The organism is Shewanella denitrificans OS217 (assembly GCF_000013765.1).
GTDB classification, from domain to species: domain Bacteria; phylum Pseudomonadota; class Gammaproteobacteria; order Enterobacterales; family Shewanellaceae; genus Shewanella; species Shewanella denitrificans.
Genome location: NC_007954.1, coordinates 4,251,638 through 4,266,403 on the forward strand (window position 1 = coordinate 4,251,638; position 14,766 = coordinate 4,266,403).

Here is a 14,766-nt window from a genome sequence, read left to right on the forward strand (position 1 = left end):
ATTGGATTTGCTTTCGTGGGCAGCTTGTTCGTGACTTCTGCTCATGCATTCGTCTGATAACATATTTCTGTCATATTCTATTCTTATACTTCGCCGAATCCTCTCTTTTGGCTAATGTGCGAATGAAAATATCGACCTTATCGTTAACCGCTTCTGCCCTATTACTTTTGCTTGCCAGCACCTTGGCGGCGACCCTCATTTGGAGCAACACCCAAAGACAAGAAGATGAGCAACTCACCCAAGAATTAACCCAGATACAAACAATATTTCAATTCAACATTCGACGTAATATCGACCAATATTTACAAACAGGTTTTAGCAATCACTTAAGCAGTGCCAGTAAAGAGCTCAAGTCCATCGCTATTGATATCGATGTATTAAAGCAAGCACATCCACGACTTAATACCCGGGGAGTCAGTGACTTTATCGGCAATTTTGTTAAGGAACTCGATAGCAAATATCGCTCTGCGGGTAAGCTTGCAGGCAATCCAAGGCAACTCCTGTCCCATGCTGAATCTGAAATGCTGGCCTATAACCGTAGCCTGAGCTATTATGCACTGCAATCTGTGTTAGCCAATTCTGCATTAACCAATTCTGTATTAACCCATAGTGACGCTCTAAATAACACGATCCAGCATGCCAAAAACTATCAAAGCCTTAACCAAGACTTACCTCAGCTCGTCTACCAATTATCACAATTAACCACGGCGATTATTCTGGAAAACGATCCCAGTCGCCAAGCCAGCTTAGATAACAGCTTGCTTGAACTTGAGCAATGGCATCAAGCACTGGCTAAACTGCCCCTATTGGGTATCTATAAAGTTGAAGAGCTGGATGAATTTGCTCTGGGTGATGATGAGCCAGAGCGAGTTGAAATGGGTGAGCAACTCAAGGCAGAACTCCTTAGTTTAGCCCAGCGCTACCCCAAAGAAATTGCTAATACCCAAGCTCAACAGGCTGAAAATGTCAAAGTACAGCAGGCATTAATGCTGGCCACTGCTGAGTTAGAACAACAGCTTACACAACTGGCTGAAGTTCAACATACCCTGAGCCAAGCCCTTAAGTTAAAACTACAGTGGCTGTTATATAGTATGGTCGCCATCTTAGCCCTGTTTGCTCTTTGTTATTTAATCTTGCAACAGCTTAAGGTCGTGAAGCCTCTCAAACGCCTAAACCAAGCCTTCTTTCAATTGACTGAAACCAATCAGAGAGAAAGAATCACCATCACTAGCCGCTGTGAAACAGGTCAAATTGCGGGTTATTTCAATAACTTGTTACACAGGTTTGAGCAAGAAGATGAGCAAAGGGCCAAGAACCTGACGCAAATTTCTCATTCACTAAGCCAACTGGTTACCCGCATTGGTGGTATTTCTACAGATACTAAGCAGACTCAACACATAGTGCAAACCGCCCAAGATCAGACCCATACCCTGAAGCATTTATCTCAGGAGGTCACCCAGTCTTCATCTTTGCTCGCCAATAGCGCACGGCAAACCATGGAGCAGATGCAGTCTAGTCAAAATCAATCTCAGGCAGTATTAAGCGCCACAGAAAGAACCTTAGACTCTATAGGTCATTGCAATCGATCCTTGGGGCAACTTAGTGCCTCTGTGACCGACGCAGAAAAGATAGTCCATGTGATCAGTAATATAGCCGAACAAACTAATTTATTGGCCTTGAACGCGGCCATAGAGGCCGCCAGAGCTGGCGAGCAAGGACGAGGCTTTGCCGTGGTTGCCGATGAAGTCAGGAGCCTCTCCCAGCGAACCCAAACATCTCTGCAAGAAATCACCGCCATTCTTGGACGCTTAAGTCATTCTAATCATGAACTCACTCAGACTGTCTCTGGCATAGAAGAAGCGACCCAGAGCCAAAAGTCTCGCGCCCTAAGCCTGCTAGATGCCGCTAAACTAGTCCAATCTCAGGCAGAGGCCATGGCGCGCACTGCCGAGCAAGGCACAGCCCATGCCATAGAGCAGAACAATTATTTAGATGCCTTCATCTTGGCCATGAACAGCTTAATGGAGCAGGCCCAAGGCACCTTCAGCCAAAGCCAGACCATAGCCCAAGAGGTCACAGACAGGGTGCAAGAGATAGAGTTAAGCCTTGGGATAGACGCTGCGGCTTAATCTAGTTGAAGGAAAACACAGACAAAAAAAGAGCGCAATATCGCGCTCTTTTTTAATTCAGGGGTTAAATCCATCCGATTAACCGCCTGTTATATTTGCACTTAAAGCGCAGCCAGTATTGCCTCAGCCTTACTCACTTCAAATGATTTAGCCGCTTCTACGTTTAACATTGTGACTTTGCCATTCTCAATCACCATAGCATAACGTTGTGAGCGCACGCCGCCAAAAGCCGCCGTGTCCATTTCAAGCCCGAGTGCCTTAGTGAAGCTGGCATCGCCATCGGCAAGCATCATAAGTTCTGAGGCATTTTGCGCTTCGCCCCAGGCCTTCATCACGAAGGCATCGTTTACCGAGATGCAGGCAATCATGTCCACACCCTTGGCCTTAAATTCATCGGCAAGTACCACATAGCCCGGTAAATGTGCTTCTGAACAGGTTGGTGTGAAAGCGCCTGGTACGGCAAAAAGTACCACTTTCTTACCGGCAAAAAGATCGCTGACCTGGTGATTAACCATGCCATCTTTAGTTAATTGACCTAAGGTTGCCGAAGGTAATTGTTGACCTACTGAAATCATAATATTGTCCTTTTTATGGGTTGCTAATGGTTTACTAATGTTTAACTAATGCTTTATCTATTGTTGATAACCTGCGCCCATTGGGGCTGTGGTTAGCAGTATGCTGGATATACAATTTGCTGTCATCTGAATAGGTTAGGCAGTCCTAGTAACTAACACCATAGTGACTAACACCATAGTGACTAAACTAGGGTTACTAAGACCAATGTATGTGCACTATCTTCCAGCTGCCATCGGCTTGCTTGGCTAACACTAAGGTCTCCATACCAGTGGAATCGACTGCTTTACCCTTAAACTCGCCTTTTGAGTGACTAATAGCCGTTGAAATGGCCATATCGCCCATTATTCGCACTTGCTGCTCTTTGGTGGTGACGGTTAGGCCCTTCAAATAAGCCATGTCGGCTTGCAAATGATGGCTGGCATATTCGGCAAGAGAGCGCTCGGCCTTGCCACCTTCATAAATTAACACATCACTGGCAAGGGCAAGGCTTACACCTTGGGTATCACCACTCCTTAGAGCCTGATGAAACGCCTTCACCACTTTAGCGGGGGCTAATTCCATGCCAATAAATAGACTGGGCTCAGTGCTGTGTTGCTCATCCCCATGGGCCAAGGCTAATGGACTCTGACCTAAGAAAACACTAAGGATAAGCCCAATCACTAGGCGAAATAAGTTGTTCTTTTTCATATAAATTACTCTTTTTTGTTTTATTTCATTAACTTGAATTTTGATATTGGCCGAAGGTTTGGCAGCTAGCTCAAGCTGACCGGCCCAAGTACACTAGATAACATCACTGTGACAGCTAAAATGAGTGCCCCAATCATAGCTTCGATGGCGATGGAACGCTTAAGTTTTATCCTAGCACTGTGCTCAGCCTCTACTGACAGAGGGCTTTCCAACTTAGGCACTAAAATAAATTTATGCAGCGCAGCAATCAGTAATATCAGCACAATAAGGCTGAGTTTCAATAAGATGGCCCGACCATAGTCGCTGTCGATTAACTCCATTGGGCTATCGAACAGCATCCAGACTAAAGCCGCACCCGTTGCCAGTACTAGGCTGACTATCATCACACCTAGCTGACCAAACTTATCCATAACGGCTTTCAAGTCGCTAAGCCCTACTCCTGAACTTGAACTTGTACTTGCACTTGAGCACATGCGCCATAGTGGATAGAAGGAGCCTAGCCAGCTGCCGATGACAAGTATGTGCAGCACAACCAAGCCTTGGGCCCAGAAGTTAAGCTCAGTGCTGTGACCAATTAGGCTAAAGGAAGTCCCTAAGGCAATAACGCCCATGGCTAATAAGGCATTGGCTAGCTTGCTAACACCTTGGCGGGCCAGCAATGCCCCGCTACTGCCAAATAGCGCCAAACTAAAGCCCGCTACACGCCATGCCAAAGACTCACCCACAGGGCTTTGCCACATAAATAGCTGCATTTGTTGATCTAGCATGCCCCCTATGCCGTCTTCGGCGAAGGAGCCCACCTGAACGAAAAAATTAATCGTTACCGCCAGCAAACCAAGCACAGCGCCACAGCCAATGTAGCGGTATAAATGCGTCATTTCACTCGCTTGTGTTCGAGCAAGTGAATGGGTCAAGACTAGCATAAATGCACCGCCAATTACGGTGGCCACACTCAGATACATAAGCCATTTTGATAACAGTGCTAGAATTTCAAATTCGGTTAATACCATTAGCTGATGGCTCCCCTTTAATGGTGGGCACTGTGATCTACCTTGATATCTACCTTAGCATCGGCTTTCACAGCATCAGTCACTGTACCAGTAGCGGCATCAATAGCAGCAGCCTTAGCGCCGTGGAGCATAAAGCCAAACTCCCCTTTCATCTTGTGACCATCATCGCCCATGATCATCCAACTCACAGTGTATTTGGCAGGCTTTAAGGCAGGTAAGGCTATGGCAAAGTTTGCTTGGCTTTGAGCGTGTTTTGGCACACTTAACGGCACCTCAAGCTGGTTTTCATCTTGCATAGCAAGCTTTACCAGACGCACCGGCGCCGAAAAATTAAGCTCAAGCGTGCTTGGCGCCTGGCTTATCATGGCGCCATTGGCGGGCGTTGTGCTGCTTAAACCCACATGGGCAAAAGCAGAGCTGGATAAGATTAAGCCTGCGGCGACTAATACTGAGTTAAATAATTTCATCTTGTTTCCTTTTTTTGTGTTGTTTATAACGATTTTAAATACCTAAGTGTTTATCAAAAATGGGTTAAAACCAGGCCCTGAGGCCAATAACAAATTGCGTCTCCTGAGTATCCTCTCCCTCGGCCCGAGCAAAGTCTGCGGTATTGCCGAATTTCTGACTCCAGTCCACTCCAATATAAGGAGCAAATTCTCGCACTATTTCATACCTCAATCGCAGCCCAGCCCCCACGTCCGCGAGCCCTGAGCCAATACCCACGTCCATATCGTCTTTGCCATAAAGGTTCATTTCAATTTCTGGACTGAGGATGAGTTTTTGAGTAATTAACAATTCATACTCAGCGCTCAAACGCAGTGCACTGCGGCCTTCTTCACCAATAAACAGCGCGGCATCGACGTCAAAAAAATACGGTGCTAGCCCTTGAACCCCGACCACGGCCCAATTACGAGTGGGTGATGGCTCAATATCCACTCTAAGTCCCAGCTGTAGATCCCAGTAGGGTGCTATAGGCCGACTATAGAGCGCCTGAAGCTCTACATCTTGAGCATCACGGCGTTGATACTCACCCTCGGTTTTAAACCACAGCTTATGCATGTCATGGCCAACCCAAGCTTGGCCACTGAAGTTGATTGGAGCATCTGTTTCAACTCCTGTTTCCAGCTCTTCTAACATGAGCTTGGCAAGCAAGGGATCATCATCTCCGCCGGCATGGGCCATAGTACTTGTGAGCGTCATCGTCAGTGCCATAAACACGACAGACGCTAAACTTGTGTTACTCATAATCTATCCCCTTATTTCACCACGACTTTTCTGAACATGCCTGGCATGTGGAATAGCAGATGACAATGGTATGCCCATTGGCCTCTGGCATCGGCCGTCACTAGGTAGCTGATTTTTGAGCCTGGCTGCACTAGCACTGTATGTTTACGGGGAATGAAATCAGGATCGCCAGTTTCTAGCTCACTCCACATGCCATGCAAATGCATGGGATGGGTCATCATAGTATCGTTGACTAAGGTTATTCGCAGCCGCTCACCGTATTCAAACTCGAGCGGTGCGGCGTCCATAAATTTAACCCCGTTCATCGACCACATATAGCGGTTCATATTGCCGGTTAAATGCAATTGAATTTCACGGCTTGGCTCACGCTTATCATAGGTGGGGTGCAAGCCTTTGATATCGGCGTAGGTCAGCACCTTACGGTTAAACCTTTGCTGGTGCTCCCTAAGGCCAATGCCAGGATCCGCCAAGCCAGATTGCGGCGTATCGGCGCGCATATCGACCTCAGGGCCAAACTCGCTATCTAGGTGCTTAATCTCATTGTTACTGCCAAAACCCGCCAGACCTAAACCAGTAGCAGTCCCCATGGCCATTTTGCTGTGATCCATGCCCTGCAAATCGCCAGCACCCATGTCCATTTTACTATGATCCATGCCCTGCATCTCACCAGCACCCATGTCCATCTTGCTGTGATCCATGCCCTGCATATCGCCAGCACCCATGTCCATCTTGCTGTGATCCATGCCCTGCATATCGCCAGCACCCATGTCCATCTTGCTGTGATCCATGCCCTGCATATCGCCAGCACCCATGCCCATATCACTGTGGCCTAGCACGGGCGGGGGATCCATATGAGGAACCTCAGCCTGTAAATTCACATTCGAAGTCAAGTTACCTAAGGTAAAGCCTGTCCTGTCTATGCTTTGGGCGAAGATACAATAGGCAGAGTCCGCATCCGGCTCCACCAGCACATCGTAAGTTTCTGCCACACCGATGCGAAACTCATCCACAGTCACAGCTTGAATGTTCTGCCCGTCACTGGCCACCACTGTCATTTTAAGCCCAGGAATGCGAACATCGAATATTGTCATGGCGGCGGCGTTAATAAAGCGCAGCCGCACCTTTTCCCCGGGTTTAAATAATGCCTGCCAGCCTTGAGCCGGTGAATTACCGTTCATTAAATAGGTGTAAGTCGAGCCGGTCACATCGGAAATGTCCCGCTCGCTCATGCGAGCATTATTCCACATAGAACGGGCATTCCAGGTGTTGGCTAAGCCGTTTTTGCCTATGTCAGAAAAGAGATCCATCACGGTTCTTTCACGGAAGTTGTAATAATCCGCCTGTTTCTTTAATTTGGCATAGATGGTTTCCGGCGCTTCATCGGACCAATCGGACAGCAACACCACATATTCACGGTCAAACTCCACAGGATCTGGCTCTGCAGGGTCGATAACTATCGCGCCATACATGCCCGTCTGCTCTTGATAACCCGAATGGCTGTGATACCAATAGGTACCGCTCTGCTGCACTAAAAATTGATATTCAAAGGTTTCACCGGGTTTGATGCCATCGAAACTAAAGCCAGGTACCCCATCCATTTCAGTGGGCAGAATAATTCCATGCCAGTGAATGGAGCTGTCATGATCCAGATTGTTTTTGACTCTCAAGGTGACAGTTTCACCTTCCTTCCAGCGCAACAAGGGTGCAGGTAGCAGCTGGTTAACCACTGTGGCCCTTGCCGGCTTACCGGTAAAATTCACTGTCATGTAGTCGATGCTAAGATCGAAGACTTTGCCCGAGAGTTGAGTCAAGGACTGGCTCAAGGCATTGGCGAGGGCATTCTTAGGAAAGGGAATGGCGGCAAAGGCCAGCATGGCCGAGGCGCCAAACACGAAACGACGCCGCGTGCTATCTGGCATAGTGTTAGCGCTATTATTGGTCTCAGCCATTAAGGTATTAGTCCTTAAGGCTTTGGCCGGTATCTCTGCCTTGGTGATGGTCTTCATTGCACTGACTCCTCTAAAGATTTCACTTCAGCATAGACGTATGTGCTGCCATCCGCGTTTAACTGCAACACTTGATAAGGCCTAAACTTGTCTTGATATTCCATCCCAGGACTTCCCACAGGCATGGCAGGTACTGTGAGGCCAAGGGCTCCTTTGGGAGGGGAAGCCAAAAATGCACTAATAAACTTAGCGGGAATATGGCCTTCGAACACATAACCTTGGGAAGATACCGCCGTATGGCAAGATTGCAGCGATGCCGGTATACCCTTAGCGGTTTTGAATTCGAATAGCTTATCGATATTGTGCGACTTAACCCTAAAACCACGCTGCTCTACATGAGTGAGCCATTTTTCACAGCAACCACAATTGGCATCCTTGTAAACGCTAAGTTCAGGTATAGGTTCAGCTTTTGGCTTAGGTATTGGCTCTGGCAGCTGCTCATGTGAAGCAAGGGCTGCGGGACTTACCTCAAGTTTTTCGGCATTCGCTTGAACATAGAGCCCTAATAAGACCATGAAAAATATAATAATAGTGGCAAATCGAACAATTGATTTTTTTGGGTAGGAAATGGGCATATGCTTTGCCTCCAAATCAAATTCTATGACCTCAGCCCAAGGGCTAGATCTAATCACCTTGCAATCTAATCAATAGGTTAACAAGGCGTAAAACACTCGATTGGTTAGCCCAGTCACAGAAAAAAGACGTGACTGTGCCTAGGTTAGGCAAATATCGGAGGGCGGTACAAGGAAACGTTATATTGAGGGCTAAGCTCAGCTGAGGGCAGTAAAAAAGGTTCGATGAAGCGGATTTCAGACTTGAGTACCGGCATGGCCATGGTTAACGCCACCGACATACAAGAACTCACAGGGCAACGACAGCTATTCTCACAGCAATCACCGCTATTCTGGCTGGAGCTAGCACTGTTATCGGCACTGGATAAGATGATGGAATAGCGGTTTTCCATCTCCATCTGGCTCAGCATAAGGGCATGGTGTGCACTGGTCTCATCGCAAGATGCCGTCATGGTCATCTTAGTGTTACTCATGGCTGGCATTGTCATATGACTCGGTAAAAACACAGACGCGAATGCCTGACCGACAAAGGCCATTAGCACAAACATCATGATTAACTGAGTCTTTCGCAAAGTGTATTCTCCATTAGCAAGCATTACAGCATAGTGAATCGATGTAAGTTAAACAATTAAATTATTGTTCATGTCCCCCTATGATTGGCTACTAGCCCTTCGCCTCTAATATTAGCCCTTGACCTTAGTCTAAGGTCCAAGGGCTAGACTCAATGAATCGCAATCATTGAGGATCACAACTCCCATGAAGGTCGCCAACTTAATCGCCAAGCTCACTTGCCCTCATTGCGGCCATTGCAAACAGCTGCAAATGCCAACCCACGCCTGCCTGTGGTTTTATGAATGCGAACTATGCCAAACCATGCTCAGCCCCTTAGCGGGTGATTGCTGCGTTTTTTGCTCCTATGCCGATATGGAATGTCCGCCTAAACAGCTCGATGCAGGCTGCTGTGCTAGTGACAATTAGCTGTTGCCTCTGCCAGCACCAGTTCGTTAGGGTAAGTTGTGCTCTTTTGAGAGCTAACACCTAGATTTAAGCTTTAGTCGTGACGTCACCAAGGCAGCTAAGATGACGAACAGACTCGATATCCACAAACAGGCCTCTAGCCCATGGACTTGATACACCCAGCCCGACAATACTGTGCCTATGAGGCGCCCCATGGCATTGGCCATATAATAAAAGCCCACATCCAATGACACGCCATCAGTGTCGGCAAAGCTTACAATCAAGTAACTGTGCAGCGATGAGTTAATGGCAAACACCACACCGAACAAGAGTAACCCCATGATAAGCGAGGCTTGCGCATAAAAATCCCACTGCAGCGCTAGGGCGATTAACCCAGGAATAAAGGCGAGATAACAGGCCCAGCTGAAGGCTGTACTGGCGCTTGGGGCTTGGTTTTGGCTTGTGCGGTTACCACTTACGTCCCCTTTGCCCCTGCCTGTGAGTCTAGGTGCCAAGGTTTGCACTATGCCATAGCCTATGACCCAGCTCGCCATAAAGCCGCCCACCCAGCTGGCTTGCCAATTAAATTGCGCCGCCAGATACACAGGTAGCGCCACCACAAACCACACATCGCGCGCACCAAACAAAAACAAGCGCGCCGCCGACAGCAAGTTTATCGCCCGGCTTTTAGAAAATAGCTCGTTGAATTTTGGCTTATTTTTCGCTTTGCCTAACTCTTGCTTTAAGCTGACTAAACTTAATAGCCACACCAGCGTTAATAGACCTGCCATCAATAGTATGGCGCCGCGAAACTCAAACAAGCTCAATAGCAGGCCGCCTAAGAAAAAGCCCACGCCTTTTAATGCATTCTTAGAGCCCGTCAGCAGGGCAACCCAGCGATATAACTTACCTTCTGCCCCCGCTGGCACCAGCAGTTTAATGGCGCTCTTGGCACTCATTTTATTGAGATCTTTAGCTATCCCAGACAAAGCCTGCGCCGCCATCACATAGGCCACGGTCAAAAACTCATTAGGCACAGTCAGCATGGAGAGGGCCAAGACCTGCAGCCCTAAGCCAATGTTCATGGTGCGATTCAGCCCAAGCCTTGCCCCTAACCAGCCGCCGACTAAATTAGTCACCACGCCGAAGATTTCATAGAACAGAAATAGCATGGCAATGCTAAGTGGGCTGTAGCCTAACTGATGAAAATACAGCACCACCAGCATGCGCAGCGCACCATCGGTTAAGGTAAACGCCCAATAATTGCTGGTGATCAGCAAATACTGTCTCACTGGTGCTGACAAATCCCTTAAACCCATGACGACTATTCCTTATCGGCGCGGCCTACCATACGGGCAAGCTCGGCGGTGCGATTTGCATAGCCCCACTCATTGTCGTACCACACATAGAGCTTCACTTGGGTGTCGTTCACTACCATGGTAGAAAGCGCATCGATAATGCTCGAACGTGGATCGGTTTTGTAATCCACGGACACTAATGGCCGCGTCTCGAACCCTAAAATGCCGTTAAGATCTTGCTCTGAGGCCTGCTTTAGCAGCTGATTGACTTCCTCCACAGTCGTTGCGCGCTCAAGCTCAAACACACAGTCTGTGATTGATGCATTGGCCAGCGGCACACGAATAGCATGACCATTAAGCTTGCCCTTAAGCTCAGGGAAGATATGGGTAATGGCAGTCGCCGAACCTGTAGTGGTGGGAATTAAGCTAATGCCACAGGCGCGAGCACGGCGCAGGTCTTTATGGGGCGCATCCAAAATGGTTTGGGTATTGGTGATGTCATGGATTGTGGTCATAGATCCATGCTTGATGCCAATGTGCTCATGGATAACCTTAACCACTGGGGCTAAGCAGTTGGTGGTGCAAGAGGCGGCCGTCACTATTGGGTGAATTGCCTTGTCGTATAAGCCATCATTGACGCCCATGACGATATTCAATACCCCGTCTTCCTTCACAGGCGCGGTCACCACCACACGTTTTACCCCTTGGTCTAGGTAGGCTTGCAGCAAGGCCTTGGTTTTTATCTTGCCTGATGCCTCAATCACCAGATCACAACCTGACCAATCGGTATCTTGAGTGGCGATGTTTTGTGTACAAGGAATGGCTTTACCATTAATCACAATGGCACTTCCCTCATGGGTGGCTTCGTGGTGCCAGCGGCCATGGACGGAATCAAAAGTCATTAAATGGGCTAAGGTCGCCGCATCACCGGCGGGGTCATTTATCTGCACTATTTCAATGTCGTCCCAATCGAAGGCTGCCCGCATTGATAAACGCCCCATACGGCCAAAGCCGTTAATACCGATTTTAATTGTCATCTTGGATCCTTAACGTGTTAAATTTTAATAGGTTAAAACTTGTATATACAGGTCTTACTAAGTTTAAATTATCGCTACATCTGTAGATCTAGTCTGCGTTAGCTCTTGCAAAAGCTGGCCTTATTGGGCCGAGCCGCCATCAGGCTTAAGCGCTTCAGCTCTTGCTCTATGGCCTCAACATTGTGCTCTGTGGTCTGTGCTAATACGGCTTTGGCCCATAAAGGTAACAAGGGATTAATGCGATAAAACACCCACTGGCCGTGTTTTCGGTCGCTGATAATGTGCGCCTTTTTCAGCACAGCCAAATTGCGCGACACTTTCGGCTGGCTTGACTCATCTAATGCCACCATCAATTCACAGACGCATAACTCCCCCAGATAATGGCTGAGCATTAAGGTCTTTAGGCGAATATCATCGCTTAGGCATTTATAAAAACTGATGGGGTCGACAATGATACTGGCTGCGACTGGGTCTGCCGCACTCTGAGAATGAGCATCGGCATGAACATCTGACCGAACCAAAGCCTGTGGCACTTCCAAGCGCAAAAATAAGTCTAGTCTATGGCTGATGTCATCTAAGGTCGCTAAAAATGGGGTTTCACCGCCCCGAGATTTAGGGGACGCGATATCCCAGGCATATTGCTGCCCAGCACCCGCATAACTGCGGCATTCCTGACTAGCCTTGTCACAGAGGCTGATGACAAAATCAAACCTTTGAGTGGCAAACTGTGCAATCGACTTAGGCACTAAGCCTTGGGTATTAATGCCCAACTGGGTAAGCGCACTTAAAGCTCGTTCATCCACAACACCGACTGCATCAGTGGCCTCTGCGGCATCAGTGCCAGCACTACAGACCTCAAAATAGCTATCGGCTTTATGGCGCAGCAGCGCCTCCGCCATTTGCGAGCGCGCAGTATTGCCGCTGCAAATAAACAACACCCGCCGTTTAGGGAGCGAATCACCTTCGATTTGGCTTGAGCCGACTGAGCTTAAAGGATTAGACGCGCTCGCTGACATACTGGCTTTCTCTGATTAACTAGATCACTTCAGAAGTGTATATATGAAAAAACATATATACAACTCTTTTCACGGGCAGGTTCTTAACTAGCCAATTTTTAGCGAAGAGGTCTTAACCAACAGATAATTGAGCAGAGAGAGATTGTTGTAGGGATCTAAATGAGCATAACGGTTGTGTTGAACGCTAGTGTTAATTCCACCGCTAATCTTCAAATACGACAGGTGTAAGTTAGTTGGAGTTCAGTTCTGGTTTATATTCGGGGCAATACGTTGCGCCGTACTGATGCATTTCCAGCCCCTTGGCTTTAGGCTCATCTTCAGAAGGGTAGCGATTACCAAACTCATCGCAGATTGAAATTACAGTTCCAGCTTCAATATTAGCTTCAGTCTCAGTGATAGCTTGAACGCCTCCAGAATCACACGCCGTTAGCGCCATCACCAATGCAACAACAGCAGGGAGCAACACAAACTTTTTTACTACTTCATACATCTTAATATACCTAGGTCATTTGATTGAATATTGGCTGCTATCTCGATGCAAGATACATCTCTTTCACAGTAAAAATGTCTAATGTTTAAGTAATCTCTCCCTGCCTAAACTCGTTGTAGAAAATCTGCAGTTATGCAAAGACAAATAAGCGTAATTCCATCATGACCAGTACAGGCTTGCCATGGCATTCACTTTACGACACGCAGCAAGTCCGTCCTTGGATGCTCGAACATCCCGTCCATGGGATGGACGGTCGTCTCGCAAATTGCCGTGGCTCACCTTTTTAGCTTCTGTGTAACTTATTAACTTAAAAGCATTAAGCCAAAGTTTATGCTGGGTGTCAGCGTTAATCCTATTCCTTTAGTTAGAACGCCGCATTAAGCGAACTAAACTTGTTGGTGATAATGTGTAACAAGCACAAAATTAAATAATTGTTTTAGTTACATTTAAATACCTTACCAAGTTTCGATCACACCAATATATCAGCATCTACTAGCTCAATGTTAGTACCTGAAATCTCACTGATCTCTCCACATACCCAGAAAGGATGATTTTCATCAAGAACCTTTAATCTAGATACATTTTTGGATTTATCTATGTTTAGGTATGCAGAATAAAGAGGTTCTTCTGTGTAGACTCTAACCCTATAACAATCTTCTTTTTCCTGAAAGCCAGAAAAGGCACACTTCCACTGAATTTTTAAACCAATATAGCTTTCTAATCGGTGTTCTTTATCAAAAGGTTTTGTTTTAGCAATGTCTGCAATTATTTCAGAGTAAGAAGGCATTATACTAAAAGTGCTTTCGTCAAATGCTGGAGGTGTAGTTAACCCCTCAATACGCTCTAAATAAGGATACATTCTATTTATAAGTTCATCGCCTGGTGCATTCGCTTCTGAATCATTAGGTATAGGTAGTAAGCTTTTTGAACGATCGATTTCCTTTGTGGATAATAGAAGATTCGCTTCAAGTTCTTCTAACCTAATTTCGATATCGGAAAGTGTTTTATCATTGTAAGAATCATCATTTTTCTTAAGACCAAAAATCGAATAGAACAAAGCAATCACACATGCAGCCACCTCTAATATTAAGCCTTTCACTAACCATTCGCGCTCAGTTTCTGTCGGTGTTCCCATACCTAAGAAAACAACGCTTAAGGTTCCTAGTACCGCTAAGACAAACAGTGAAATAAATACCCAAAATAGGATCCACTTCATTTTTTCGTTAGATGAGTTCACAAAATTCCTTAGAAACTTAACAGCGTAATAACTCGAATTCCGACAAACATCCTAAGAGATGTCCCAAAATCATAAGATTTATACACTTAAATTTTTATTAATTTTAGCAACTTATCAGCTAGTCCGAGGGTTATCAATCCCTTTAATGCAGATTGCTCTTAAGTGGAAAACATACTCTGGCAGAAATCTTAATAGCCATTATAAAACAACAACATAATGCACTTATGACATTAGTTCAAGTAAGATGGAGGGATTTCACAGCTAGAGAATTAATGATGACATCAATATGGTGTTTGGCTCTAAATTGCGACACTGATGCTAATGAGAGGGTATTGGGCTAAATGGCTCGAGTGCATGTGCAGCAGGGATGCTGCGCTTGAGCCCACAAGGACGTGTTGACGGCGTCACTCGGGACGTTAGCCCAATGTCCGAGATCAACCCTCTGATGTTAAGTTTCGCTGTTATCGGTATACAACCTAAACAATGACAGCAATGCTAATAGGAGG

The 14,766-nt window shown here is 46.6% G+C and carries 16 protein-coding genes; 3 read left to right on the forward strand and 13 right to left on the reverse strand.

From position 1 onward, the window contains the following. The first annotated feature begins 122 nt into the window (after nt 1-122). Nucleotides 123-2,129: a methyl-accepting chemotaxis protein gene (locus SDEN_RS18400; RefSeq protein ID WP_011497955.1), complete on the forward strand. Its 2,007-nt coding sequence runs from the start codon at nt 123-125 to the stop codon at nt 2,127-2,129. Between the two features lie 101 nt (nt 2,130-2,230). Here SDEN_RS18400 and SDEN_RS18405 read toward each other — a convergent pair whose 3' ends face one another. The 8 genes from SDEN_RS18405 to SDEN_RS18440 all read right to left on the reverse strand — a co-directional run bounded on the left by SDEN_RS18405 (nt 2,231) and on the right by SDEN_RS18440 (nt 8,797). Then, entirely contained in the window at nt 2,231-2,704 is a 474-nt protein-coding gene (locus SDEN_RS18405; RefSeq protein ID WP_011497956.1) for a peroxiredoxin, read from the reverse strand. A 196-nt stretch (nt 2,705-2,900) separates the two neighbouring features. Continuing rightward, nucleotides 2,901-3,392 carry a YybH family protein gene (locus tag SDEN_RS18410; RefSeq protein ID WP_011497957.1) on the reverse strand — a complete coding sequence of 164 codons (492 nt, stop codon included), beginning with the start codon at nt 3,390-3,392 and terminating at the stop codon, nt 2,901-2,903. 65 nt (nt 3,393-3,457) lie between these two features. After that, nucleotides 3,458-4,402: a copper resistance D family protein gene (locus SDEN_RS18415; RefSeq protein ID WP_011497958.1), complete on the reverse strand. Its 945-nt coding sequence runs from the start codon at nt 4,400-4,402 to the stop codon at nt 3,458-3,460. 17 nt (nt 4,403-4,419) lie between these two features. Continuing rightward, nucleotides 4,420-4,869: a copper resistance CopC family protein gene (locus SDEN_RS18420; protein WP_011497959.1), complete on the reverse strand. Its 450-nt coding sequence runs from the start codon at nt 4,867-4,869 to the stop codon at nt 4,420-4,422. Nucleotides 4,870-4,933: 64 nt separating this feature from the next. After that, nucleotides 4,934-5,647 carry a copper resistance protein B gene (locus SDEN_RS18425; protein WP_011497960.1) on the reverse strand — a complete coding sequence of 238 codons (714 nt, stop codon included), beginning with the start codon at nt 5,645-5,647 and terminating at the stop codon, nt 4,934-4,936. A gap of 11 nt (nt 5,648-5,658) precedes the next feature. Beyond that, the gene (locus SDEN_RS18430) at nt 5,659-7,596 is read right to left on the reverse strand and encodes a copper resistance system multicopper oxidase (RefSeq protein ID WP_157599962.1); all 1,938 of its coding nucleotides are present in this window, start codon (nt 7,594-7,596) and stop codon (nt 5,659-5,661) included. 53 nt (nt 7,597-7,649) lie between these two features. Further along, a complete protein-coding gene (locus tag SDEN_RS18435) occupies nt 7,650-8,285 on the reverse strand; it encodes a DUF411 domain-containing protein (RefSeq protein ID WP_232279908.1) in 636 nt (211 codons plus the stop codon). An 86-nt stretch (nt 8,286-8,371) separates the two neighbouring features. Continuing rightward, on the reverse strand, nt 8,372-8,797 hold the full coding sequence (locus tag SDEN_RS18440; RefSeq protein ID WP_232279909.1) for a hypothetical protein: 426 nt from the start codon (nt 8,795-8,797) through the stop codon (nt 8,372-8,374). Between the two features lie 184 nt (nt 8,798-8,981). On the opposite strand from SDEN_RS18440, the gene SDEN_RS18445 reads away from it, so the two are divergent. Then, nucleotides 8,982-9,203 (forward strand): GDCCVxC domain-containing (seleno)protein, encoded by a 222-nt coding sequence (locus tag SDEN_RS18445; RefSeq protein WP_041405897.1) that lies wholly within the window; start codon nt 8,982-8,984, stop codon nt 9,201-9,203. A gap of 53 nt (nt 9,204-9,256) precedes the next feature. On the opposite strand, the gene arsJ is transcribed toward SDEN_RS18445, so the two are convergent. The 4 genes from arsJ to SDEN_RS18465 form a co-directional block, all read right to left on the reverse strand. Beyond that, on the reverse strand, nt 9,257-10,501 hold the full coding sequence (arsJ, locus tag SDEN_RS18450; RefSeq protein ID WP_011497965.1) for an organoarsenical effux MFS transporter ArsJ: 1,245 nt from the start codon (nt 10,499-10,501) through the stop codon (nt 9,257-9,259). A 5-nt stretch (nt 10,502-10,506) separates the two neighbouring features. After that, nucleotides 10,507-11,517 (reverse strand): ArsJ-associated glyceraldehyde-3-phosphate dehydrogenase, encoded by a 1,011-nt coding sequence (locus tag SDEN_RS18455; RefSeq protein WP_011497966.1) that lies wholly within the window; start codon nt 11,515-11,517, stop codon nt 10,507-10,509. A 98-nt stretch (nt 11,518-11,615) separates the two neighbouring features. Beyond that, complete coding sequence (locus SDEN_RS18460; RefSeq protein WP_011497967.1) at nt 11,616-12,533, reverse strand: metalloregulator ArsR/SmtB family transcription factor; 918 nt, start codon at nt 12,531-12,533, stop codon at nt 11,616-11,618. Nucleotides 12,534-12,762: 229 nt separating this feature from the next. Continuing rightward, on the reverse strand, nt 12,763-13,023 hold the full coding sequence (locus SDEN_RS18465; protein WP_011497968.1) for a hypothetical protein: 261 nt from the start codon (nt 13,021-13,023) through the stop codon (nt 12,763-12,765). Nucleotides 13,024-13,184: 161 nt separating this feature from the next. Between SDEN_RS18465 and SDEN_RS20995 the strand changes: the two genes are divergently transcribed. Next, nucleotides 13,185-13,310, forward strand: coding sequence for a hypothetical protein (locus SDEN_RS20995; RefSeq protein ID WP_269571446.1), 126 nt, complete (start codon nt 13,185-13,187; stop codon nt 13,308-13,310). Between the two features lie 182 nt (nt 13,311-13,492). On the opposite strand, the gene SDEN_RS18470 is transcribed toward SDEN_RS20995, so the two are convergent. Next, nucleotides 13,493-14,260: a hypothetical protein gene (locus tag SDEN_RS18470; RefSeq protein ID WP_011497969.1), complete on the reverse strand. Its 768-nt coding sequence runs from the start codon at nt 14,258-14,260 to the stop codon at nt 13,493-13,495. Between the last annotated feature and the right edge of the window lie 506 nt (nt 14,261-14,766).